Below are 23724 nucleotides of genomic sequence, written 5' to 3'. Positions count from 1 at the left end.
CTGTATAACAAATGCATTTAAGCTCCATCACCCGCCGCCAGGAGGCAGCGGGTACACCTCTTGAAATAAGCGACTCACTGCCCCGATGAACAAGTACCTTTTTTCCAGCCTTTGCCTGTTGGCGATCAACAACGCGCATGCGGATGACACCGCCCCGTCCCTGATGCTGCCGGCCGCGAGCATTACCGCACCTGAAATCGATGCCGAACACATCGACCTCAAGACCGCCACCAGCGCCGGTTCGCGCCTGAACCTCAACAGTCTCGAAACCCCGGCCAGCGTCGAAAGCCTGAGCGGCGAACGGATTCGCGCCCGCGGCGACCGCAGCGTCCAGGATGCCGTGACGCGGACCACCGGCATCACCAATAACGGCACCCCGGGCAACGGCGGCTCGTCGTACTCGGCCCGTGGCTTTGTCGGCCAGGGCTCGGTCATGCAGTTGTATGACGGGATTCGCATGTACAGCGGCGCCGGCACCGTGACCTTCCCCGTGGACGACTGGTCGGTGGAACGCATCGACGTGCTGCGCGGTCCGGCATCGGTGCTGTACGGCGAAGGTGCGACCGGCGCGGTGATCAACGTGATCCCGAAAAAACCGTTCAGCGGCGAAATCGAAAATCATCTGCGGGTTGGCTACGGCTCTTACGACAGCCAGCAGCAAGCGCTGGACAGCGGCGGCTCGCTGACCGACACCCTGAGCTACCGGTTGAACCTCAACCACACCCAAAGCAATGGCTGGATCGACCACGGCGACTCCGAAAACACCTTTATCAGCGCCGCCCTGCGCTGGCAGGCCCGGGATGATCTGGCGTTTACCCTGAGCCACGATTACGGCGACCAGGAGCCGCAGAACGACTTCGGCGTGCCCCTGATCAATGGCCGATATCACAAGAGCCTGCGGGACAAGAACTACAACGTGCGCGACGCCAAGCTGCATTACAACGATCAGTGGACGCGCCTCAATACCGAATGGCAGATCAACGACGACCTGGTTGCCAGCAACGAACTGTATTACCTCAAGGCCCAGCGCCGCTGGCAGAACGCTGAAAAACACGGCTGGGACGAAAACCGCCTAAGCCTGATACGCAGCGGTTACTACAGCATCAAACACCAACAGGAACAGGTCGGCGACCGTCAGACCTTCACCCTCAACCACGACCTGTTCGGCCTGAAAAGCAAAACCCTGGTGGGCGTGGACTACAACCGTATCCACTTCGACCTGCACAGCAACTCGCCTTACAAGGATGTAGTGGCTGGCGGCACACCGATTGACATGTACCACCCCGATCGCGGCGAGTTCACCAGCGATTCGCCCTACCGCGACCAGTTCAAGACCACCACCCGGCAAGTGTCGCTGTTTGCCGAAAACCGCACACAACTGAGCGAGCAACTGTCACTGGTCACCGGCGTGCGGCGCGATATCGTGCATCTGGACCGTGACGACTTGATCGAAGACTCGCGCAGTGATCGCAGCCTGTCGGCCAACAGCTGGAAAGTCGGCCTGGTGTATGAACTGACGCCGGACATGTCGGTGTATGCGCAACAAGCCACCAGTGTCGATGGCGTGGCCGGTCTGATCAGCCTGTACCCGGCCGAGCAAGGCTTTGACATGGCCCATGCGCGCCAGACCGAAGTCGGCTTCAAGCAAATGTTCTGGGACCAGCGCGGCGAGTGGACCCTGGCGGCGTATCACATCGTCAAAAAGGACTTGCTGACCCCCGACCCGAACACCCCGGGCAACTCGCTGCAAGTTGGCCAGCAGTCGTCCAACGGCCTTGAAGCCAGCCTCGATTTGCAACTGCCGAACCGCTGGCAGCTGCAGGCCAATGCCGCCTTCGTGAGGGCTGAATACGACAAGTTCGATGACGAAGGCGTGTCCCGCAAAGGCAACCGCCCCACCGACGTACCCCGTCGCACCGCCAACCTGTGGTTGAGCAAAACCCTTACCGACGACGTGAACGCCGGTGCCGGGGTGCGTTATGTGGACTCGCGTTACGCCGACCTTGCCAACACCGTCGAATTGCCGAGCTACACCGTGGTAGACGCCACTGTCAGCTGGAAAGCGCTGCCAAAAACCACCCTGGGCCTGCGCCTGAATAATTTGTTCAACCGCCAGTACGCTGTAAGCCAATACAATGGCGGCCAGCAATGGATCATGGGCGAACCGCGCTCGTTCTTCGTCACGGCGGATTACACCTTTTAAGCACCCACCCCCTGTAGGAGTGAGCGTGCTCGCGAGATTTTCAAAAGCTCGCGAGCACGCTCGCTCCTACAGGGTCAACACCGGAATTTTATGACCCGCCTCACCCTCACCCAACTCGCCTGGACCCCGCTGGGCCATGGTCACTGTCATCACCAGTTCCAGCTGCGTGATGCCAATCTGCACGTGGCCGCAGGCGAGTTCGTGGGGCTGATCGGGCCCAACGGCAGCGGCAAAACCAGCCTGCTGCGTTGCGCTTATCGCTTCAGCAAGCCCGAGTCGGGCCAGGTCAGCCTCGGCCCGCACAACCTCTGGCAACAATCGCCGCGCTGGTGTGCTCAACGCATCGCCGTGGTGCTGCAGGAATTTCCGGACGCCTTTGGCCTGACCGTCGATGAAGTGGTCGCCATGGGCCGTACCCCGCATAAAGGCCTGTTCGACGGCGACACCGAGGCCGACCGCGAGCTGGCGAAACACGCCCTCGAATCGGTGGGCCTGCAGGGCTTCGAAGACCACGCGTTCGCCACCCTGTCCGGCGGTGAAAAGCAGCGGGTGATTCTGGCCCGGGCCCTGGCCCAGCAACCCGAATTGCTGATCCTCGACGAGCCGACCAATCATCTCGACCCGCGCTACCAGCTGGAGTTGCTGCAACTGGTCAGGCGCCTGAACATCGGCACCCTGGCCAGCATCCACGACCTCAATCTGGCCGCGGCTTTTTGCGACCGGCTGTACGTGATCGACCACGGCAGGATCATCGCCAGCGGCACCCCGCGCGAGGTGCTGACGGTCGAGTTACTGCGTGAGGTGTTTGGCGTCGACGCGCTGATCGACGATCACCCGCTGTCCGGCTACCCGCGCATTACCTGGATAACCCAAGCATGAAATTGATCCGCCTGGCCCTCTGCCTCAGCGCATTGTCCGGTGCCCAGTGGGCACAGGCCCAAGTCACGAAATACCCGCTGACCGTCACCAGCTGCAACCGCGAGGTGACCTTCAACCAGGCGCCCGAACACGCCGTCAGCCATGACATCAACATGACGCAAATGATGCTCGCCCTGGGCCTCAAACCGCGCATGGCCGGCTACAGCGGCATCAGTGGCTGGAAAGCGGTAACGCCCGAGATGAAGGTCATTCTCGATGGCCTGCCAGAGCTCGCGAGCAAGTACCCGTCGGTGGAAACCCTGCTCAACGCCAACGTCGACTTCTTCTTTGCCGGCTGGGATTACGGCATGCGCGTAGGCGGCGACCTCACGCCGCAAACCCTGACCCCACTGGGCATCAATGTGTACGAGCTGACCGAGTCCTGCGCGTTCGTGATGAAGCGCCCGCCCGCCAGCATGGAGGACACTTACAACGACCTGCGTAACCTGGGCAAAATCTTCGACGTGCAAGACCGCGCCACCGCGCTGATCACGCAGATGCAGGAGAAAATCGCCACCGTGCAAAAGACCCTGCCCGCCTCAAGACCGCGGGTGTTCCTGTATGACAGCGGCGAAGACCGTGCCATGACCTCGGGCAAGCTGGGCATTCCCCATGCATTGATCGAAGCCGCGGGCGGCAACGATATTCTCAGTGACATCGACGCCAGCTGGACCCGCATCAACTGGGAAACTGTGGTCGAGCGCAACCCTGAAGTGATCGTCATCGTCGATTACAGCGAAGTCACCGCCGCGCAAAAACAGCGCTTCCTCGAAACCAGCCCCGCCCTGCAATCGGTCGACGCGATTCGCAACAAACGCTTCATCGTCATCCCTTACGTGCAGGCCACCCCCGGCATCGACAACGTGCTGGCCATCGAAACCCTGGCCAAAGGTTTCCACCCCCAATGATGACGCGCCGCTATGCCTTGTTGCTGGTCGGCCTCGGCGCGCTGCTGCTGGTGTCGTGCGTGGTCTCGCTGGGCTTTGGCCCGGCGCGGGTACCGGTGGACGTGGTGTGGCACATTTTGCTCAATAAACTGTTCGGCCTCGGCGAGGTCAGCTGGAGCGCCGGGCAGGAACATATCGTGTGGCTGATCCGCGTGCCGCGCATGCTGCTCGGGGCGCTGGTCGGCGCCGGGCTGGCATTGATCGGTGCTGTGTTGCAAGCCGTGACCCGTAACCCGCTGGCGGACCCGCACCTGCTGGGCGTAACCAGCGGCGCCACCCTCGGGGCAGTGATCGTGGTGCTGCACGTGGGCGAAATCGTCGGCTTGCTGACCTTGCCCATCGCGGCCTTTATCGGTGCGTTGCTGAGCATGGTTCTGGTGCTCGCCATTGCCAGCCGCCAGGGCCGCCTGGACAGCGACCGGCTGCTGCTGTGCGGCGTGGCCGTGTCATTCGTGATGATGGCCATCGCCAATACCCTGCTGTTTTTGGGCGACCACCGCGCCAGTTCGGCCGTACTGTTCTGGATGCTTGGCGGCCTGGGGCTGGCGCGCTGGGAGCTGCTGTTGGTGCCCAGTACCGTGGTGTTGCTGGGGCTAGTGCTGCTACTGGGCATGGCCCGCCCGCTCAACGCCTTGATGGCAGGCGAGCAAACCGCTGTCACCCTGGGCCTGAATGCACGCAATGTGCGGCTCAAGGTGTTCTTGATCGCCTCACTGATGACCGGCGTACTGGTGGCCATCAGCGGTTCGATCGGCTTTGTCGGGCTGATGATTCCGCACATCGCCCGACGCCTGGTGGGCGCCGAGCACCGACGCTTGCTGCCGGTGTCGGCGTTGCTGGGCAGCGTGTTCCTGGTGTGGGTCGACGTCGCCGCGCGCACCCTGATCGCCCCCGAAGACCTGCCCATCGGCGTGGCCACGGCAGCGATTGGCGGCCTGTTCTTTATTGGCCTGATGCGCAAGCGTTAACGCCTCCCCCCGTAGCAGTTGCCGAGTAGAACGAGGCTACGTCCGATTGCGCAGCGATCGTAAATCTTCAGCGCCCGGATTTACGACGGCTGCGCCGCCGGACGTAGCCTCGCTCCGCTCGGCAACTGCTACGGATCACAGGCCTGGCACCAACACGGCGCATGCCGCGCACCAAAAGCGTCTTTAGGCGCCGCGCTGGTGCACGGACGCCTCAAATATCACCGCAAAGCCCCGTTCCAGAGCCTACGCACCATTTCGGCACAGCCCTTGCTATAGACCTTCCCAGTGTCCCCGTCGAACCATTAAAAAAATCAGACATCTGGAGATCGCCCCATGAAGCGTCGTAGCTTGCTCAAAGCTTTTACCCTCACGGCATCCATTGCCGCCATGGGCATGACCTGGACGGTGCAAGCCGCCGAGACCATCAAGGTGGGGATTTTGCATTCGTTGTCCGGGACCATGGCGATCTCCGAAACGTCGCTCAAGGACATGGCGCTGATGACCATCGACGAGATCAACGCCAAAGGCGGCGTGAACGGCAAGATGCTCGAAGCGGTCGTGGTCGACCCGGCGTCCAACTGGCCGCTGTTTGCAGAAAAGGGTCGTCAGTTGCTGACCCAGGACAAGGTCGCCGTGGTGTTCGGTTGCTGGACCTCGGTGTCGCGCAAATCGGTGTTGCCGGTATTTGAAGAACTCAACGGCTTGCTCTTCTACCCGGTGCAATACGAAGGTGAAGAGATGTCGCCCAACGTCTTCTACACCGGCGCCGCACCTAACCAACAGGCCATTCCGGCCGTTGAGTATTTGATGAGCGAGGACGGCGGCAGCGCCAAACGCTTTGTGTTGCTGGGCACCGACTATGTGTACCCGCGCACCACCAACAAGATCCTGCGCGCCTTCCTGCATTCCAAAGGCGTGGCCGACAAGGATATCGACGAGGTCTACACCCCGTTTGGCCACAGCGATTACCAGACCATCGTCTCCAACATCAAAAAATTCTCCGCCGGTGGCAAGACGGCGGTGATCTCCACGGTCAACGGCGACTCCAACGTGCCGTTCTATAAAGAGCTGGCCAACCAGGGCCTGAAAGCCACCGACGTACCAGTGATTGCCTTCTCGGTGGGCGAAGAAGAACTGCGCGGCATCGACACCAAGCCGCTGGTGGGCAACCTCGCCGCCTGGAACTACTTTGAGTCGGTGCAGAACCCGGTGAACCAGAAGTTCGTCACCGACTGGAAAGCCTACGCCAAGGCCCACAACCTGCCGGGTGCAGACAAGGCCGTGACCAATGACCCGATGGAAGCCACCTACGTCGGCATCCACATGTGGGCGCAGGCAGCAGAAAAAGCCAAGTCCACCGATGTCGATAAAGTCCGTGAAGCCATGGCCGGCCAGACATTCGCCGCGCCGTCGGGCTACACCCTGACCATGGACAAGACCAACCATCACCTGCACAAGCCGGTGATGATCGGCGAGATCCAGGATGACGGTCAGTTCAACGTGGTGTGGCAAACCAAGGAGCCGATCCGCGCCCAGCCGTGGAGCCCGTATATCCCGGGCAATGACAAAAAGCCGGATTACGCAGTGAAGAGCAACTAACGGTCACTGTCATTCCCTTGTGGGAGCCGGCTTGCCGGCGATGCAGCCAACGTGGTCGATCATGAACCGACGCGACTCCATCGCCGGCAAGCCGGCTTCCACAGGATTTGAGTTAATCCTGTCAGCGCAAGGCCCTGTCTATGCCAACTGCCCTTTACCGTTTTATCTTCGCCTGCCTGCTGTTGCTGCCCCTGGGCGCATACGCCGACGATGCCAGCGACTTCGCAGCGGCCGACAATTCCCGCCAGGCCCAGCTGCTCGAAAGCTGGGCGGCACAACCGACACCTGAGCGCGCGGCGCTGATCAACGAGTTGCAGCAAGGCCAGATCAGCATCGACGGTCAAACCAGAGCGCTGCGCCTGAACAACCGTCTGCGTGGTTTGATTGAAACCGCGCAGGCCAGTCAGCAATTGCTCGCCACAGACCCGGCACTGCGTCTGGCGGCCGCCCTGCAATTGCAAAAATCCGCCAAACCGGCACAACGGGTATTCCTCGACCGGCAACTGGCCGGCGAAACCGACAGCGCTGTGCATACCGCTTTGAGCCTGGCGCTGGCCAACCTGCAACTGGTGGACCCCGACCCGGCAGTGCGTCTGGCGGCCGTGCGCCTGCTCGGTGAAACCGGCGAGCCACTGGCCCGTACCCGTCTCGAAACCCTGCTGCAAGCCGGTGTCGAAACCGATGCCAATGTGCGCACTGCCGCTGAAACCAGCCTGGCGCAAGTCAAACGCAAACTGCTGATCGGTGACTTGCTGGGCCAGGCCTTCAGCGGTTTGTCCCTGGGTTCGATTCTGTTGCTGGCAGCGCTGGGGCTGGCCATCACCTTCGGCCTGCTCGGGGTGATCAACATGGCCCATGGCGAGATGCTGATGCTCGGCGCCTACTCAACCTACTGCGTGCAGTTGCTGTTTCAGCGCTTCGCGCCCGGCGCCATCGAGTTCTACCCGCTGCTGGCGCTGCCTGTGGCGTTCTTTGTGACGGCCTGCGTGGGCATGTTTCTGGAACGCACCATCATTCGCCATCTGTACGGCCGGCCGCTGGAAACCCTGCTCGCCACCTGGGGCATCAGCCTGATCCTGATTCAACTGGTGCGGGTGCTGTTCGGCGCGCAAAACGTCGAGGTGGCCAACCCGGCCTGGCTCTCGGGCGGGCTGCAAGTGCTGCCCAACCTGGTGCTGCCGTACAACCGGCTGGTGATCATCGTCTTCGCCCTGGCCGTGGTGTTCCTGACCTGGCTGCTGCTGAACAAAACCCGGCTGGGCCTGAACGTGCGTGCGGTCACCCAGAACCGCAACATGGCGGCTTGCTGCGGCGTACCCACCGGCCGTGTCGACATGCTCGCCTTTGGCCTCGGCTCGGGGATTGCCGGGCTCGGCGGCGTGGCCTTGAGCCAGATCGGCAACGTCGGCCCGGACCTGGGCCAGGGCTACATCATCGACTCGTTTCTGGTGGTGGTGCTGGGTGGTGTCGGCCAACTGGCGGGCACGGTATACGCAGCCTTCGGCCTGGGCATCGCGAACAAGATTCTTGAACCGCAGATCGGCGCCGTGCTGGGCAAAATCCTGATCCTGGGGCTGATCATTCTGTTTATCCAGAAGCGTCCGCAAGGTCTCTTCGCGCTTAAAGGACGGGTGATCGACTGATGAATCAGCCTCTGATGATTACTGCCACGCAAAAGGCCGGGCCTGCCGTCACCGCCATAGTCGGTGGCCTGGTATTGCTGGTGCTGCTGGCCCTGCCGCTGCTGTCGCTGCTGCCTGCCGACAGCCCGTTTCAGGTCTCGGCCTATACCCTGACGCTGACGGGCAAGATCCTCTGCTACGCCATCGTCGCCCTGGCGCTGGATCTGGTCTGGGGCTACGCCGGTCTGCTGTCGCTGGGCCACGGCCTGTTCTTCGCCCTGGGCGGCTACGCCATGGGCATGTACCTGATGCGCCAGGCCTCGGGCGATGAATTGCCGGCATTTATGACCTTTCTGTCGTGGACCGAGTTGCCCTGGTACTGGATCGGCACCGAGCATTTCTGGTGGGCCATGTGCCTGGTGGTGCTGGCCCCCGGTTTGCTGGCGCTGGTGTTCGGCTTTTTCGCCTTCCGTTCGCGGATCAAGGGCGTGTATTTCTCGATCATGACCCAGGCCCTGACCTTCGCCGGGATGCTCCTGTTTTTCCGTAACGAGACCGGCTTTGGCGGCAACAACGGCTTCACCAACTTTCGCAGCATTCTGGGTTTTGGCATCACCGAGCCCGGCACCCGCGCGGTACTGTTTTTCGCCACCGTGATGTTGCTGGTGGTCAGCCTGTTTCTCGGCTGGCGCCTGGCGCGCAGTAAATTCGGGCGCGTGCTGACTGCGCTGCGCGACGCTGAAAACCGCCTGATGTTCTGCGGCTACGACCCTCGCGGCTTCAAGCTGTTCGTCTGGGTGCTCAGTGCTGTGTTATGCGGCCTGGCCGGAGCGTTGTATGTACCGCAAGTGGGCATTATCAACCCCGGCGAAATGTCGCCGACCAACTCCATAGAAGCTGCCGTGTGGGTTGCCCTGGGCGGGCGCGGCACCCTGATCGGTCCGTTGCTGGGCGCGGGCGTGGTCAACGGCATGAAGAGCTGGTTCACCGTGGCCTTCCCCGAGTACTGGCTGTTCTTCCTCGGCGCGCTGTTCATCGTCGTGACCCTGTACTTGCCCAAAGGCGTGATCGGCCTGCTGAAGAAAAGGGGCGAACAATGAGAATCACTGCAACGGCTGAATTCATGCTCGAACCCGCATTCGATCCAAACAAGGATGCCGGCAGCAGCCGCGATGCCATCGGTCTGGGCCAGGCCGCCGGAACCGGCCTCAATACCCGCCACGGCACCATCCTCACGCTGGAAGACATCAGCGTCAGCTTTGACGGTTTCAAGGCCCTGAACAACCTCAACCTGTACATCGGCGTCGGCGAGTTGCGCTGCATCATCGGCCCCAATGGCGCAGGCAAGACCACCATGATGGACGTGATTACCGGCAAGACCCGACCCAGCGAAGGCCAGGCCTGGTTCGGTGAAACCCTGGACCTGCGCCAGATGAGCGAAGTACAGATCGCCCAGTCCGGGATTGGCCGCAAGTTTCAGAAGCCCACGGTATTTGAAGCCCTGAGCGTGTTTGAAAACCTGGAGCTGGCGCAAAAAACCGACAAGTCGGTATGGGCCAGCCTGCGCGCCAGACTCACGGGCGAGCAACGGGACCGTATCGGTGAAGTGCTGGACACCATTCGCCTGAGCACCTCTGCCCGGCGCCCGGCGGGCCTGCTGTCCCATGGCCAGAAACAGTTTCTGGAGATCGGCATGCTGCTGGTGCAAGACCCACAACTGTTACTGCTGGATGAACCGGTGGCGGGCATGACCGATGCCGAAACCGAGTTCACCGCCGAGCTGTTCAAAAGCCTGGCCGGCAAGCACTCGCTGATGGTGGTGGAGCACGACATGGGGTTTGTCGGCTCGATTGCCGACCACGTCACCGTGTTGCACCAGGGCAGCGTGCTGGCCGAAGGCTCGCTGGAACAGGTGCAGGCCGATGAGCGGGTGATCGAGGTTTATCTGGGCCGTTAACGCCCCGCTGCAATCGCTGGCAAGCCAGCTCCCACAGGGTATTAGGGGATTCACGATGCTACAGATACAAAATCTGCATCAGTTCTACGGCGGCAGCCACATTCTTCGCGGCCTGTCGTTTGAGGTCCAGGTCGGCGAAGTCACTTGCCTGCTGGGCCGTAACGGCGTGGGCAAGACCACATTGCTCAAGTGCCTGATGGGTTTGCTGGCGGTCAAGGAAGGCAGCGTGACCTGGGAGGGTAAACCGATCACCACGCTCAAGCCCCACCAGCGGGTTCACGCCGGGATCGCTTATGTGCCGCAGGGCAGGGAGATTTTCGGGCGCCTGACGGTGGAGGAAAACCTGTTGATGGGCCTGTCCCGCTTCCCCGGGGCCGAGGCCCGGGAGGTGCCCGGTTTTATCTATGAACTGTTCCCGGTGCTGCTGCAAATGAAGCATCGGCGCGGTGGCGACTTGTCCGGCGGCCAGCAGCAACAGCTGGCGATTGGCCGGGCGCTGGCCAGCCGCCCGCGCTTGCTGATCCTCGATGAGCCCACCGAAGGGATTCAACCGTCTGTGATCAAGGAGATCGGCGCGGTGATCAAGATGCTCGCGGCCCGGGGCGATATGGCCATCCTGCTGGTGGAGCAGTTCTACGACTTTGCCGAAGAACTGGCGGACCAGTATCTGGTGATGTCCAGAGGCGAAATCGTGCAACAGGGCCGTGGTGAAAATATGCAAACAGAGGGTGTGCGCGGGCTGGTGACGATTTAATCTGTAACTCTTTTTGACGATAACAACGACCTATGAATCTGCCTGCCAACACCGCATTGTTCACCCCCAGCTGGCACGCCGAGCTGGAGCTGGGCTATGGCCGTTTTGGCGACAGCACGCGCCCCACCCTGCGTCGTCATTTCGGCCCGCTGCGGGTGCAGAAGCACCTGTACGCCGAAGGCCCCGAGGTGTGCCAGCACATCATTGTCCACCCGCCCGGCGGCATTGCCGGCGGCGACCGGCTGAACATCTGCGCCAGTGTGGGGCCTGATGCCTGGGCACAACTCACCAGCCCCGGTGCGGCCAAGTGGTATCGCGCGGCCGGCCCGGCCTATCAGAGCCTGACCTTGAACGTGGCTGGCGGTGCGACCCTGGAATGGCTGCCGCAAGAAACCATCGTGTTCAGCGCCGCCCGGGCCGAACTGACGACCCGCATTGAACTTGAAGGCGATGCGCGCCTGTTTTACTGGGACATGGTGGCGCTGGGACGACTGGCCAGCGGTGAACGTTTTGAGCACGGGCACTTTCAGTCGCAGCTGGATATTCGCCGCGACGGCCAGTTGCTCTGGCATGAACGCCAGCGCATTAGCGGCGGCGACGGCTTGCTGGATTCGCCGATTGGCCTGGACGGCAACCCGGTGTTTGCAACGTTATTGGTGACGGGGGAAATCAGTGCGCAGCTGCTGGAAATATGCCGCAACCTGCCCGGCCCGGTCCGTGCCGACCTGACCCAGTTGCCGGGGTTGCTGGTCGCTCGCTGCCTGGCGGTAGAAGCCTTGCAGGCCCGAGCCTGGCTGATTGAACTGTGGCGCTTGCTACGCCCGGCATTGCTGGGGCGTGAAGCCTTGGCCCCAAGGATCTGGAGTACCTGAGAACCGTCCCGAATTTTTTGAGGATCCCTGTGGGAGCTGGCTTGCCAGCGATGCAGACGACTCGGTACAGCTCCCCCCGAGGCGATGCAATCGCTGGCAAGCCAGCTCCCACAGAGGTCCTCGACCAATAATCCTTAATTAAACAACGGACCCACCATGGACCTGACCTCACGCGAAAAAGACAAGATGCTGATCTTTACCGCCGGCCTGCTGGCCGAGCGGCGGTTGGCACGCGGGGTGATTCTTAACTACCCGGAAACCATCGCCTATATTTCCGCCGCCCTGCTCGAAGGCGCCCGCGATGGCCGTACCGTCGCCGAGCTGATGCACTACGGCACCACCCTGCTGACCCGCGAGCAGGTGATGCAGGGCATTCCGGAAATGATCCCCGACATCCAGATCGAAGCCACCTTCCCCGATGGCACCAAGCTGGTCACTGTCCACCAACCCATCGCCTGAGGCTGCCCCATGTCTTATGTCACCCGTGATGCTGTCGCGGCCGACCTGCCGGCGATTCGCGACATCTACAACGATGCGGTGCTCAACACCCTCGCGATCTGGAACGAACAGACGGTCGATCTGGCCAACCGTCAGCAATGGTTCGATGCCCGCCTGGCCCAGGGTTATCCGGTGCTGGTGATCGTCGATGACAGCAATGAGCCGCTGGGCTACGCCTCGTTTGGCGACTGGCGCCCGTTTGAAGGGTTCCGCCATACCGTGGAGCATTCGGTGTACGTGCACCCCGAACAACGGGGCAAGCGCCTCGGCCCGCAGTTGCTGGCAGCGCTGATTGAGCGCGCCAGAGCTTGCGGCAAACACGTAATGGTCGCGGCCATCGAGAGCGGCAATGGCGCCTCGATCCATGTGCATAAACAGCTTGGTTTTGTAACCAGCGCACGCATGCCGCAAGTCGGTATCAAGTTTGGCCGCTGGCTGGACCTGACCTTTATGCAACTGATGCTCAACCCCGGCGCGCTGCCGCCTCAGGAGTGCGGTAAATGAATAGCGAACAGGTGCTGCAAGTGACCGCCCAGAGCTTTGCCCAGTATCGCGACGGGCTGATTGCGTTGCTGGTGGATGCGGTTCACTACGGTGCGTCCGTGGGGTTCATGGACGATCTTGACCAACCCCAGGCCAGCCATTACTTCAACGAAGTGCATGCCCAACTGGAGCAAGGCTCCCTGCTGCTGTGGGTGTTGATCGAAGACGGGCGGGTGCTGGCCAGCGTGCAGCTGGCCCTGTGCCAAAAGCGCAACGGGCTCAATCGCGCCGAGGTCCAGAAACTGCTGGTGCTCAATGAAGCGCGGCGTCGGGGTCTGGGGCAAATAATGATCCATGCCCTGGAACAAGGGGCACGGGAACTCAAACGCGGTTTGCTGCACCTGGACACCGAAGCCGGCTCGCCCGCTGAAAACTTCTACAGCGCACTGGGTTACACCCGGGTCGGCGAGTTGCCCAACTATTGCCGCAGCCCCGACGGTCACTACAGCCCCACCGCCATCTATTACAAAACCCTGGGTGAGCCGCAATGATTCCGGGCGAATACCGCATTGCATCCGGTGACATCGAGCTGAATGCCGGCCGCCGCACCCTGAGTATCAGCGTGTCGAATCGAGGCGACCGCCCGATCCAGGTGGGTTCGCACTATCACTTTTTCGAAACCAACGATGCCCTGATGTTTGAACGTGCTGACAGCCGCGGCATGCGCCTGAATATCCCGGCGGGCACCGCCGTTCGTTTCGAGCCGGGGCAGACCCGCGAAGTGGAACTGGTGGAACTGGCCGGGCTGCGTCGGGTGTTCGGCTTTGCCGGTCGGGTCATGGGCAATCTGGACTGACCCCACTGCCCAATCCTCTGTAGGAGCGAGCTTTTTCTCAAGAGCGCTTAAGGGCTCGCGAGCAAGCTCGCTCCTACAGGGGATGGGGCTTGGTTTATCTATTTAGGAACTCACAATGAAAATTTCCCGCCAGGCCTATGCCGACATGTTCGGCCCTACCGTTGGCGACAAGATCCGCTTGGCCGACACCGAGCTGTGGATCGAGGTCGAGCAGGACTTCACTACCTATGGCGAAGAAGTGAAGTTTGGCGGCGGCAAGGTGATTCGTGACGGCATGGGCCAGAGCCAGCTGCTCGCCAGCGAGGTGGTCGACACGCTGATCACCAACGCGCTGATTGTCGATCACTGGGGCATCGTCAAAGCCGATGTGGGCCTGAAGAACGGCCGGATCCACGCCATCGGTAAAGCCGGCAACCCGGATATCCAGCCCGATGTGACCATCGCCATCGGCGCCAGCACCGAAGTGATTGCCGGCGAAGGCATGATCCTCACGGCAGGCGGCATCGATACCCACATTCACTTCATCTGCCCGCAACAGATCGAAGAAGCCTTGAACAGCGGGGTCACTACCATGATCGGCGGCGGCACCGGCCCGGCCACCGGCACCAATGCCACCACCTGCACCTCGGGCCCGTGGCACATGGCGCGCATGCTGCAGGCCGCCGATGCGTTCCCGATGAACATGGGCTTTACCGGCAAAGGCAACGCCAGCCTGCCGCAACCGCTGATCGAACAGGTCGAAGCCGGGGCCATCGGCCTCAAGCTGCACGAAGACTGGGGCACCACGCCCGCAGCCATCGACAACTGCCTGAACGTGGCCGACCTGTATGACGTGCAAGTGGCGATTCACAGCGACACGCTGAACGAGTCGGGCTTTGTCGAAACCACTCTGGCCGCGTTCAAGGGCCGCACCATCCACACCTATCACACCGAAGGCGCAGGGGGCGGCCATGCCCCGGACATCATCAAGGCCTGCGGCCTGAGCAACGTGCTGCCAAGCTCGACCAACCCGACCCGGCCTTTTACCCGCAATACCATCGACGAGCACCTGGACATGTTGATGGTCTGTCATCACCTGGACCCGGCCATCGCCGAAGACGTCGCCTTCGCGGAAAGCCGTATCCGTCGTGAAACCATCGCCGCCGAAGATATCCTGCATGACCTCGGCGCGTTTTCGATGATCAGCTCCGACAGCCAGGCCATGGGCCGGGTCGGCGAGGTCATCACCCGTACCTGGCAAACCGCCGACAAGATGAAAAAACAGCGCGGCCCGCTACCCGAAGATGCACCGGGCAATGACAACTTCCGCGCCAAACGCTACATCGCCAAATACACCATCAACCCGGCCATTACCCACGGCGTCAGCCATGAAGTGGGCTCGATCGAGGTGGGTAAATGGGCCGACCTGGTGCTCTGGCGTCCGGCGTTTTTCGGGGTCAAGCCGACCCTGATTCTCAAGGGCGGTGCAATTGCCTCAAGCCTGATGGGCGACCCCAATGCTTCGATCCCGACCCCGCAGCCGGTGCACTACCGCCCGATGTTTGCCAGCTACGGCGGCTCGCGTCATGCCACCTGCCTGACCTTTATCAGCCAGGCGGCGGCGGATGCCGGGGTACCCGCGGCACTGGGGCTCAAGAAGCAAATCGCCGTGGTCAAAGGCTGTCGCGACGTGCAGAAAACCGACCTGATTCACAACGGCTACCTGCCCGAAATCGAAGTCGATCCACAGACCTATCAAGTCAAGGCTGACGGTGTACTGCTGTGGTGCGAGCCCGCAGAAGTCTTGCCGATGGCGCAGCGTTACTTTCTGTTTTGAGCACAGGGGGCTGTCCCGGCAAGCGGTTGTATTGAAAGCCATCATTAGGGGCTAAGATGCGACACCTTTTTATAACCGCTCTCGCAGCAAGGTTTGGCTATGCGCCTATCTGAGTTCATCGTGCAAAACGCTGACCGTATCGTCGATGAATGGGAGCAGTTCGCCGAAACCATCACCCCGGCTGCCGAATCAATGGACAGCGCGGCCCTGCGTGATCATGCCAAGGCCATTCTGCTGGCCGCCTCGCGGGACATGAACACGGCGCAAACAGCCAGCGAACAACGGGCCAAGGCTGAAGGCGAAGGCGTGGAAAAAACCCCGGCCCTGGACGTTGCCGCGGCCAGTCATGGCGAGTTGCGCCATACCGTGGGCTTTGATCTGGTGCAGATGACCTCCGAGTTCCGGCACTTGCGCGCCTGCGTGATCCGCCTGTGGGTCGCCAGCCTCGAAACGCCGCTGGCAGTGCACTTCCAGGACATGATCCGGTTCAATGAGGCCATTGATGAGGCCCTGGCCGAATCCACCGCGGCCTATGCCGAGCAGGTCAACCGTTCGCGGGATATCTTTTTGGCGATTCTGGGCCATGACCTGCGCGCGCCACTGCAAGCGGTGAGCATGTCCACCGAGATGCTGGAGCGCAAAACCACCCTGGACGCCAATGCCCTGAACTACGTGAAGGCCATCAAGACCGGGGCCCATCACATGCATGCGATGGTCAGCGACCTGCTGGAGTTTGTGCGCAGCCGCCTGGGTACCCAGTTGCCTGTGGAACCCTGTGCCATGAACATGGCCCACGCTTGTCAGACCGCACTGGATCAGGCCCGTGCCGGGCACCCCGACTGTGAGCAGAGCTTGCAGGTCAACGGCAATGTTGAAGGCCACTGGGATCCGCGACGCCTTGGCCAGCTGTTGCAAAACCTGATCGGCAATGCGCTGCAGCATGGCGCCAGCAAGAGTGCTGTAAGCCTGACCCTCAATGGCACCGCGGATAGCGTGACCCTCAAAGTGCACAACAACGGCACTCCGATTGCAGAAGAGGCGCTGACCACCTTGTTCGACCCGCTGGTACGCAGCCCGAGCGAAGACATCTGCGAACCGGGGGCCTCCACCAGTCTTGGCCTGGGATTATTTATCGTCAAGGAAGTGGTGGACGCCCACAAAGGCAGCATTGAAGTGACCTCGACCGAAGCCGAAGGCACGACGTTTACCGTGGTGTTGCCGAAAAATATCTAACAGGTAGAAAACCTGTAGGAGCGAGCTTGCTCGCGATCTCTATCTGGCGTGCAGCCCGCCATGGTGGACAGCACATTGAAAAGATCGCGAGCAAGCTCGCTCCTACAGAGAGGTGGCGGCTACAGGTCGCCGACAAAGCGTCCCAATTGCTGCTTGAGCCGCTGGTTCTCGGCGCGCAATTGCTGCACTTCCTCGATCAGGTCCAGCGCCAGGGCGACGCCTTCCCACTCCATCTCCAGGTCGTTGTGCAACTTGGTCGCACGCTGTGCGATGGCCAGTTCGTAGTCGTCAAAACGCCACACGTCCGGCGTGCGGCCCTGAGGTTCGATAATTCCGTGTTCGACAATCTCTATCACGTAAGTGGCCGGGATACCGGCCTCTTCGCAGAACCTTTCCATGTCCAGCTGAACGATCAGGGTGCTGCTCATGATCAGTTACTCCATTGGGCTCTCGGGTCGAATGCCGATTTGTCGGCCAGGTCTTGCCACAGGGCTTTTGTGGCCTCGTCGCTCTGTTTGGGCATGACCACTTTCAATTGGGCATACAAATCGCCGCGCTCGCCTTGCTTGTTCACCAGGCCATGTCCTTTGATGCGCAAGCGTTGACCGCTCTGGCTGTCGGGGCGAATGGTCAGGTTGATTTTGCTGGTCAGGGTCGGCACGGCCACTTTGGTGCCCAATGCAGCTTCCCACGGCGCCACTGGCACAGTGATGACCAGATCATGACCTTCCACATCGAACTTCGGATGCGGGGCAAAGCGAATGATCAGGTATAGATCACCATTGGCACCGCCACCAACACCCGGACCACCCTGCCCTTTAAGGCGAATACGTTCACCGTCGGTGACACCGGCCGGGATTTTCACGTTCAGGGTCTTGCTGGCCCCGCCAATCTGGAAGCTGATCTGCTTCGATTCGCCAGACAGGGTCTCTTCAAGGAAAATCGGCAGTTCCATTTCTACATCCTGTCCGCGACGTCCCGCACTGCGGCCGCTCTGGCCGCCGAAGCCATTACCGCGCGAACCGAAGATCGAGCTGAAAAAGTCTGAAAAATCGCCCTGATCCTCGAAACCGCCGCTCGAGTGACCCTGCCAGCCCGGTGGCCCCTGGAACGGTTGGCCATGCTGGCCGTATTTGCGCATTTCATCGTATTCGGCGCGTTTATCGGCACTTTTCAGTGCTTCATACGCTTCGTTGACGTCCTTGAATTTCTCTTCGGCGTCCTTTTCCTTGCTCACATCCGGGTGATATTTGCGCGCGAGCTTGCGATAAGCGGTCTTGATTGCCTTATCGTCAGCCGTGGGCTCGACACCCAGGATCTTGTAATAGTCTTTGAAGTCCATGTAAGGATCACCATCCGTTATCAATATCGCGCAGCTCGAAGCCACCCAGAATGCTCTGGCTGACCGGCCTGAGGGTTGACCGATCTCAATCGTGTGACTGATCAGCGCTGCAAAAGTTTATCGGCAGCCTTAAGACCACCAAACCAATGTCTGGAAGTTTGGGGGTCAAGGATAGTCTTTCAAGGGGATTAAAACCTGCGATTTAAAGAATCGTCGCGCTTCGATTCTGCGAGCGTCTGACATACACTGCGCGGCCGTTTTTTAACCGGAACTCGAAAGACATGAAAAGCGCCTCTCCAGCACGTGCCTGCGGTATCGACTTTGGCACGTCCAACTCCACCGTCGGCTGGCTGCGTCCAGGCGTGGAAACCCTCATCGCGCTGGAGGACGACAAGATCACCCTGCCCTCCGTAGTGTTCTTCAACATTGAAGAGCGCCGCCCGGTGTACGGTCGTCTGGCGCTGCATGAGTACCTGGAAGGCTACGAGGGCCGCCTGATGCGCTCGCTCAAGAGCCTGCTGGGTTCCAAGCTGATCAAGCACGACACCAGCGTTCTGGGCACGGCCATGCCGTTCAAGGACCTGCTGGGGCTGTTTATCGCCCAGCTTAAAAAACGTGCTGAAGCGACCGCCGGTCGTGAATTTGAAGAAGTGGTACTGGGCCGTCCGGTGTATTTCGTCGATGACGACCCCCTGGCCGACCAGGAAGCCGAGAACACCCTGACCGACGTGGCCCGTGCCATCGGCTTCAAGGAAGTCTCGTTCCAGTACGAACCCATCGCCGCGGCATTCGACTATGAGTCGACCATCGAACGCGAAGAGCTGGTGCTGATTGTCGACATCGGCGGTGGTACCTCCGACTTCTCGCTGGTGCGCCTGTCGCCCGAGCGCCGGGGCATGGACCACCGCCAGGACGACATCCTGGCAACAGGCGGCGTGCACGTGGGCGGAACCGACTTCGACAAGCAACTGAGCCTGCAAGGGGTCATGCCGCTGTTCGGCTATGGCAGCCGGATGAAAAGCGGTGCCTACATGCCCACCAGCCATCACATGAACCTGGCGACCTGGCACACCATCAACTCGGTGTATGCACAGAAAACCCAGATCGCCCTGAACAGCATGCGCTACGACATCGTCGATACCGGCGGGATCGACCGTTTGTTCAAGTTGATCGAACAGCGTGCCGGTCACTGGCTGGCGATGGAAATCGAAGAAACCAAAATCGAACTGACCCACGCCCAAAGCCGCCATGTGCCGCTGGACCGGGTTGAGCCGGGGCTAAGTGTTGAACTGAGCCGGGCGCTGTTTGAAGCCTCCATCGACAACCAGCTGGAGCGCATCCGCAATAGCGTGACTGACTTGCTCAGCAGTGCAGGTGTGGGTGTCGAGCAAGTGGATACGGTGTTCTTCACTGGCGGTTCGAGCGGTATTCCGGCGTTGCGCCAGAGCGTCGCGGCCATGTTGCCTAACGCCAATCACGTCGAAGGCAACATCTTCGGCAGCATCGGCAGCGGTTTGGCGATTGAAGCCAAAAAGCGTTACGGCTAGAACACACCATCTGTAGCAGCTGACGAAGGAACGAGGCTGCGTCCGAGGACGCAGGCCTCGTAAACCCGGTAACCCCGGTATTTCTGAATGACCGGGTTGCCTGGTTTTTACGACTGCTGCGCAGCCGGACGCAGTCTCGTGCCTTCGCCAGCGGCTACCAGGATTGGTGTTAAGCGTTAAACCAGCTCCACCTGCTTGAGTTCACTCTTCAAATACGCGTAGTAGATCGGCCCGGCCACCACCCCCGGCAGGCCGAAGGCTGCCTCGAATACCAGCATCGCCAGCAATAGCTCCCACGATTTGGCACTGATCTGGCCGCCAACGATCTTGGCGTTGAGGAAGTATTCGAGCTTGTGGATAACGATCAGATAGCCCAGTGCCGCGACCGCGACCCAGATCGACAGGGACAGGCCGACGATGGTGATCAGGGTGTTGGAGATCAGGTTGCCGATCACAGGCAGCAAGCCCAGCAGGAAGGTCAGCACAATCAGGGTTTTGGTCAGCGGCAGATGCACGCCGAACAGCGGCAGGATCACCGCCAGAAATATCCCGGTAAACGCGGTATTGAGCAGCGCGATTTTGATCTGCGCAAACACGATGTTGCGAAATGCCTGCACCAGCAGGTGCAAACGGTCGAACAACGCGGCTGACAGTGGCTTGCGACGGCTGATATCCGGGATGCGCTGCAACGCGATGATGGCGCCCAGCACCATGCCGATCAGCAACGTCACGAACATGTGCGCGGCATCTTTGCCCACCAGTTGCAGATCGCTGAGGTGCTTGTTGCCCCATTCGCCAATCGCCACCCGGAATTCAGCCGCGCTGGCCGGCAGGTAGCCGTCCAGAAACGGCGGCAATTGCCCGCGCGCCCGATCAACCACGACCATGAATTTGTTCAGCGATGCTCCGGGGTTTTCTGCTTCATGCAGCAAAAAGCTGATGGCGCCGGCAAAGATCAACGCCAGGACGCTGACCACCAGCGTGCCCAGCAACGCCACTGCCAGCCAGCGCGCACGGCGCCCGGCAATCAGCCGCTGCAGTTGTGGCGTAAGCATGTTGACCAGTTCGAATACCAGCAACCCGGCCAGCAGGCTGGGTAACAGGCGCAACGGAAAAACCAGCAACAGGCCGCCAGCAATGATGATGTAGCTGGCAAACAAAATGTGACGCTGAGAAAACGATGGCATACAGCCTCAAAACAAGCAGCGCGAAAGGACAGGCAGTCTGCCAGCCTTCAGCGGGTAGCACTAGAAATTGTGATGCAGGCCAGCTGCAAGAGCGGGGCTGCTCGCGATTGCGCTGGGTCTGACAGCTTCGCGAGCAAGCCCGTTCCTGCCGGGTGCATTATTTCTTCTTCAGGCAATCGCTCATAAAGGCTTTGCGTGCATCTCCTTTGAGGGCCTGGGTGCCGGCAGTGGCGTTACAGGTTTTCATTTTTTCCTGCTGGGTCGCAGGTGCTGCCGGAGTGGCTTTAAGGCAGGTGCTCATAAACGCTTTGCGCTCATCACCCTTGAGGGTCTTGGCACTCGCCTCGGCATTGCAGGTGGTCATTTTGTTTTGTTGGGCCGTGGCCGCAAAACCCTGGGTGCACAGCAACAGGCCCATCAGCAGCAGAGGAATACGCAGCATCTTCATGGAGTTTTCTCCTTGTAGCCGCACCGGGTGGCAGCGGACTTCCCAGGAGTGTAGACAAACTCTGTTACATCACTCCACGGGCCTGGCGCCGATATTGCTCAGGCGTACACCCGGCCTGACGCGCGAACATGGCAATAAATGCCGATGACGTGCTGTAGCCCAGATCAAAGCCCACATCCTGCACGCTGCGCGCAGACTCCAGCGCTTCAATCGCCGCCAGAAACCGCAGACGCTGGCGCCACTCGCCAAAGCTCATCCCCAGTTCACGTACAAACAGTCGCGCCAGGGTCCGCTCGCTGACATGCACCTGCCCGGCCCACTCCCCCAGCGGCCGGTTGTCGCCGGGCTGGCTCTGCAGCGCCTCAAGGACCACCTGCAGACCGGGATGACTGGCGTAGGGCAAATAGCATTGATGCACCGGCGCCTGACGCAACTGGTCAACCAGGACCTGGGCCAGCCTCTTGTCAGACTCGCTGCGGGGAATGTTGATATCGCGCCGGGCAAAGTCGCTGAGGATGGCTTTGAGGATGTCGCTGATGGCCAGCGTGACGGGTGTTTTCGGCAAGTTCTGGCAATGGTCGACATCCAGGTAGACCGAGCGATAGACAATCGCCTGCGGGTTGTAGGCACTGTGCTCGGTATGGGGCGGCACCCAGACCGCGTACTGCGGCGGCGACATGAAGCGCTGGCCGTTAACCTCATAGCGCATTACCCCGTGGGCCACATAGTCCAGCGAACCCCAGGCATGGACATGGGGCGCGGCATGGCTGTCGGCATCAAATTCGGCATAACGGAAGTACACCGGAGCCGGCAAGCCATCGAATTCGGGGACGTTGATCAGATTCTTGCGCATGCTGTCTGGATACAGGGGGAGATTGGCCGGATCGAAGTATAGCCTTGCAGACAGACAGGCGGATAATCGCTGCTCATTAACCCTGTGGTTGTTCCTGATGCAATACGCTTACCCGCTACTGGCCATTTTTATCTGGGCCGGCAATACCGTTATCAACAAACTCGCGGTCGGGGCCATCTTCCCGTCAGAGATCGGTTTTTATCGCTGGCTGCTGGCCGGCCTGCTGTTCACCCCGTTCATGCTCAAGCCGGTGATCGCCAACTGGTCGGTGATCCGCCCCAACCTGGGCAAGATCTTTGTCCTTGGCGTGCTCGGCATGGCGATCTATCAAAGCCTGGCCTACTACGCGGCGGCCCGGACCTCGGCCACCAACATGGGGATCATCCTGTCGTTGATGCCGTTGATGGTGCTGGCCATGTCGATCATCAGCCTGGGGCAGCGCCTGACCGCAGGAGCCTTGGTCGGCGCGATAGTCTCGTTTATCGGGGTGCTGGTGGTGGTATCGAGCGGCAGCCTCAGTGCCTTGCTCGACCACGGCCTTAACCTGGGCGACGCGATGATGCTGGTTGCCACCCTGGCTTATGCGATCTACAGCACCTTGCTGAAAAAATGGCAGTTGCGTCTGCCGCCCCTGCAAATGCTCTACATGCAGATTCTGGTGGCGATCCTGGTGTTGCTGCCGCTGTACCTGATGTCCCCCAAAGTCGGCCTCACGGTGCACAACATCGGGCTGGTGCTGTATGCCTGCATTCTGGCCTCCATGCTCGCGCCGCTGGCCTGGATGAAGGCCGTCACCGTGCTGGGGCCGAGCCGTACCACGTTGTTCTTCAACCTGTTGCCGTTGATCACGGCGCTGATTGCGGCGGTGGTACTCAAAGAACAATTGCATGCTTACCACCTGATTGGCGGCGCACTGACGCTGGCCGGGGTGATCCTCTCGGAACGCTGGACCACGCCGTTAAGGAAAGCGCCCAAAATCGGATAAAACTTTCTCCTCGCGCTGAACTCACAACTTGTGAACCGATCTTGCCAGCAGAGCGAGGCGGCAACCTGATGAGTGAGGAGATAGAAATGAGCGACATGCAATTGACCGATAAAAAGACCCTGCGCGAGCGTGCCCGCAAGAACGTCGAGGAAGGTGCCGTCACCGAAGGCTACAGCGCTAACCGCGAAGAGATCCTTCGCCTGCTCAACGAATCTCTGGCCACAGAGTGGGTGTGCGTACTGCGCTACAAGCGCCACTACTTCATGGCTACCGGGATCAAGGCGCACGTGGCCGCGCAAGAGTTCCTGGAGCACGCCACCCAGGAGATGGAGCACGCCGACAAACTGGCCGAGCGCATTGTGCAGCTGGGAGGCGAACCTGAATTCAACCCGGACTTGTTGTCCAAGAATTCCCACGCCCAGTACGTGGCGGGCAAGAATCTGAAGGAAATGGTCTACGAAGATTTGGTGGCCGAGCGCATTGCGGTCGACAGCTATCGCGAAATCATTCAGTACATCGGCGACAAGGATCCGACCACACGCCGGATCTTCGAAGAGATCCTCGCCCAAGAGGAAGAGCATGCCGATGACATGGCGGACCTGCTCAAAGGGCTGTAAACAGACCCGCAAACGCAAA

The 23724-nt window shown here is 60.7% G+C and carries 24 protein-coding genes; 19 read left to right on the top strand and 5 right to left on the bottom strand.

The features are described from left to right. Window positions 1-85: 85 nt before the first annotated feature. From ACP7BO_RS15690 to ACP7BO_RS15615, 16 genes are all read left to right on the top strand, one after another. A complete protein-coding gene (locus ACP7BO_RS15690; RefSeq protein ID WP_426211287.1) occupies window positions 86-2203 on the top strand; it encodes a TonB-dependent receptor in 2118 nt (705 codons plus the stop codon). Between the two features lie 90 nt (window positions 2204-2293). Next, the gene (locus ACP7BO_RS15685) at window positions 2294-3082 is read left to right on the top strand and encodes an ABC transporter ATP-binding protein (RefSeq protein WP_426211285.1); all 789 of its coding nucleotides are present in this window, start codon (window positions 2294-2296) and stop codon (window positions 3080-3082) included. Next, the gene (locus tag ACP7BO_RS15680) at window positions 3079-4029 is read left to right on the top strand and encodes an ABC transporter substrate-binding protein (protein WP_426211283.1); all 951 of its coding nucleotides are present in this window, start codon (window positions 3079-3081) and stop codon (window positions 4027-4029) included. The genes ACP7BO_RS15685 and ACP7BO_RS15680 overlap by 4 nt, the downstream gene beginning before the upstream one ends. Then, window positions 4026-5036, top strand: a complete 1011-nt coding sequence (locus ACP7BO_RS15675) for a FecCD family ABC transporter permease (protein WP_397455013.1) — start codon at window positions 4026-4028, stop codon at window positions 5034-5036. The genes ACP7BO_RS15680 and ACP7BO_RS15675 overlap by 4 nt, the downstream gene beginning before the upstream one ends. A gap of 333 nt (window positions 5037-5369) precedes the next feature. Next, window positions 5370-6635, top strand: a complete 1266-nt coding sequence (gene urtA, locus ACP7BO_RS15670; protein WP_397455014.1) for an urea ABC transporter substrate-binding protein — start codon at window positions 5370-5372, stop codon at window positions 6633-6635. Window positions 6636-6775: 140 nt separating this feature from the next. Beyond that, the gene (urtB, locus tag ACP7BO_RS15665; RefSeq protein ID WP_426211281.1) at window positions 6776-8278 is read left to right on the top strand and encodes an urea ABC transporter permease subunit UrtB; all 1503 of its coding nucleotides are present in this window, start codon (window positions 6776-6778) and stop codon (window positions 8276-8278) included. Further along, window positions 8278-9357, top strand: coding sequence for an urea ABC transporter permease subunit UrtC (gene urtC, locus ACP7BO_RS15660; protein WP_397455016.1), 1080 nt, complete (start codon window positions 8278-8280; stop codon window positions 9355-9357). The genes urtB and urtC overlap by 1 nt, the downstream gene beginning before the upstream one ends. Further along, the gene (urtD, locus tag ACP7BO_RS15655; RefSeq protein ID WP_426211278.1) at window positions 9354-10214 is read left to right on the top strand and encodes an urea ABC transporter ATP-binding protein UrtD; all 861 of its coding nucleotides are present in this window, start codon (window positions 9354-9356) and stop codon (window positions 10212-10214) included. Before urtC ends, urtD begins: the two co-directional genes overlap by 4 nt. A gap of 55 nt (window positions 10215-10269) precedes the next feature. Further along, entirely contained in the window at window positions 10270-10968 is a 699-nt protein-coding gene (urtE, locus tag ACP7BO_RS15650; RefSeq protein WP_397455018.1) for an urea ABC transporter ATP-binding subunit UrtE, read from the top strand. A gap of 32 nt (window positions 10969-11000) precedes the next feature. Continuing rightward, window positions 11001-11840: an urease accessory protein UreD gene (locus ACP7BO_RS15645; protein ID WP_426211276.1), complete on the top strand. Its 840-nt coding sequence runs from the start codon at window positions 11001-11003 to the stop codon at window positions 11838-11840. A 156-nt stretch (window positions 11841-11996) separates the two neighbouring features. Further along, complete coding sequence (gene ureA / locus ACP7BO_RS15640; RefSeq protein ID WP_397455020.1) at window positions 11997-12299, top strand: urease subunit gamma; 303 nt, start codon at window positions 11997-11999, stop codon at window positions 12297-12299. Window positions 12300-12308: 9 nt separating this feature from the next. Beyond that, window positions 12309-12842 (top strand): GNAT family N-acetyltransferase, encoded by a 534-nt coding sequence (locus tag ACP7BO_RS15635; protein ID WP_426211274.1) that lies wholly within the window; start codon window positions 12309-12311, stop codon window positions 12840-12842. Then, the gene (locus ACP7BO_RS15630) at window positions 12839-13372 is read left to right on the top strand and encodes a GNAT family N-acetyltransferase (protein WP_397455022.1); all 534 of its coding nucleotides are present in this window, start codon (window positions 12839-12841) and stop codon (window positions 13370-13372) included. The genes ACP7BO_RS15635 and ACP7BO_RS15630 overlap by 4 nt, the downstream gene beginning before the upstream one ends. After that, entirely contained in the window at window positions 13369-13677 is a 309-nt protein-coding gene (locus ACP7BO_RS15625; RefSeq protein ID WP_397455023.1) for an urease subunit beta, read from the top strand. The genes ACP7BO_RS15630 and ACP7BO_RS15625 overlap by 4 nt, the downstream gene beginning before the upstream one ends. Before the next feature lie 115 nt (window positions 13678-13792). Further along, window positions 13793-15493, top strand: a complete 1701-nt coding sequence (ureC, locus tag ACP7BO_RS15620; RefSeq protein WP_397455024.1) for an urease subunit alpha — start codon at window positions 13793-13795, stop codon at window positions 15491-15493. Between the two features lie 99 nt (window positions 15494-15592). Beyond that, entirely contained in the window at window positions 15593-16726 is a 1134-nt protein-coding gene (locus ACP7BO_RS15615; RefSeq protein WP_426211271.1) for a sensor histidine kinase, read from the top strand. Between the two features lie 119 nt (window positions 16727-16845). Here ACP7BO_RS15615 and ACP7BO_RS15610 read toward each other — a convergent pair whose 3' ends face one another. Together ACP7BO_RS15610 and cbpA are read right to left on the bottom strand one after the other, a co-directional pair. Next, window positions 16846-17154, bottom strand: coding sequence for a chaperone modulator CbpM (locus ACP7BO_RS15610; RefSeq protein WP_060695693.1), 309 nt, complete (start codon window positions 17152-17154; stop codon window positions 16846-16848). 2 nt (window positions 17155-17156) lie between these two features. Then, window positions 17157-18068 (bottom strand): curved DNA-binding protein, encoded by a 912-nt coding sequence (cbpA, locus tag ACP7BO_RS15605; protein WP_397455026.1) that lies wholly within the window; start codon window positions 18066-18068, stop codon window positions 17157-17159. A gap of 281 nt (window positions 18069-18349) precedes the next feature. Here cbpA and ACP7BO_RS15600 point away from each other — a divergent pair, with 281 nt between their 5' ends. Further along, window positions 18350-19615 (top strand): Hsp70 family protein, encoded by a 1266-nt coding sequence (locus ACP7BO_RS15600; RefSeq protein ID WP_073509438.1) that lies wholly within the window; start codon window positions 18350-18352, stop codon window positions 19613-19615. 176 nt (window positions 19616-19791) lie between these two features. Here ACP7BO_RS15600 and ACP7BO_RS15595 read toward each other — a convergent pair whose 3' ends face one another. The 3 genes from ACP7BO_RS15595 to ACP7BO_RS15585 all read right to left on the bottom strand — a co-directional run bounded on the left by ACP7BO_RS15595 (window position 19792) and on the right by ACP7BO_RS15585 (window position 22103). After that, a complete protein-coding gene (locus ACP7BO_RS15595) occupies window positions 19792-20802 on the bottom strand; it encodes an AI-2E family transporter (protein WP_060695699.1) in 1011 nt (336 codons plus the stop codon). A gap of 157 nt (window positions 20803-20959) precedes the next feature. Beyond that, window positions 20960-21250 (bottom strand): PsiF family protein, encoded by a 291-nt coding sequence (locus tag ACP7BO_RS15590; RefSeq protein WP_060695701.1) that lies wholly within the window; start codon window positions 21248-21250, stop codon window positions 20960-20962. Window positions 21251-21314: 64 nt separating this feature from the next. After that, entirely contained in the window at window positions 21315-22103 is a 789-nt protein-coding gene (locus ACP7BO_RS15585) for an AraC family transcriptional regulator (protein WP_397455027.1), read from the bottom strand. Between the two features lie 97 nt (window positions 22104-22200). Between ACP7BO_RS15585 and ACP7BO_RS15580 the strand changes: the two genes are divergently transcribed. Both ACP7BO_RS15580 and ACP7BO_RS15575 read left to right on the top strand, forming a co-directional pair. Further along, window positions 22201-23088, top strand: a complete 888-nt coding sequence (locus ACP7BO_RS15580; RefSeq protein ID WP_397455028.1) for a DMT family transporter — start codon at window positions 22201-22203, stop codon at window positions 23086-23088. 86 nt (window positions 23089-23174) lie between these two features. Further along, a complete protein-coding gene (locus ACP7BO_RS15575) occupies window positions 23175-23705 on the top strand; it encodes a ferritin-like domain-containing protein (protein ID WP_003439105.1) in 531 nt (176 codons plus the stop codon). Window positions 23706-23724 lie beyond the last annotated feature (19 nt).

Source organism: Pseudomonas sp. TWR2-1-1, from assembly GCF_049897045.1.
GTDB classification, from domain to species: Bacteria; Pseudomonadota; Gammaproteobacteria; order Pseudomonadales; family Pseudomonadaceae; genus Aquipseudomonas; species Aquipseudomonas versuta.
The sequence above is the reverse complement of the archived record's forward strand: the minus strand, read 5'-3'. Positions and strand labels throughout refer to the sequence as shown.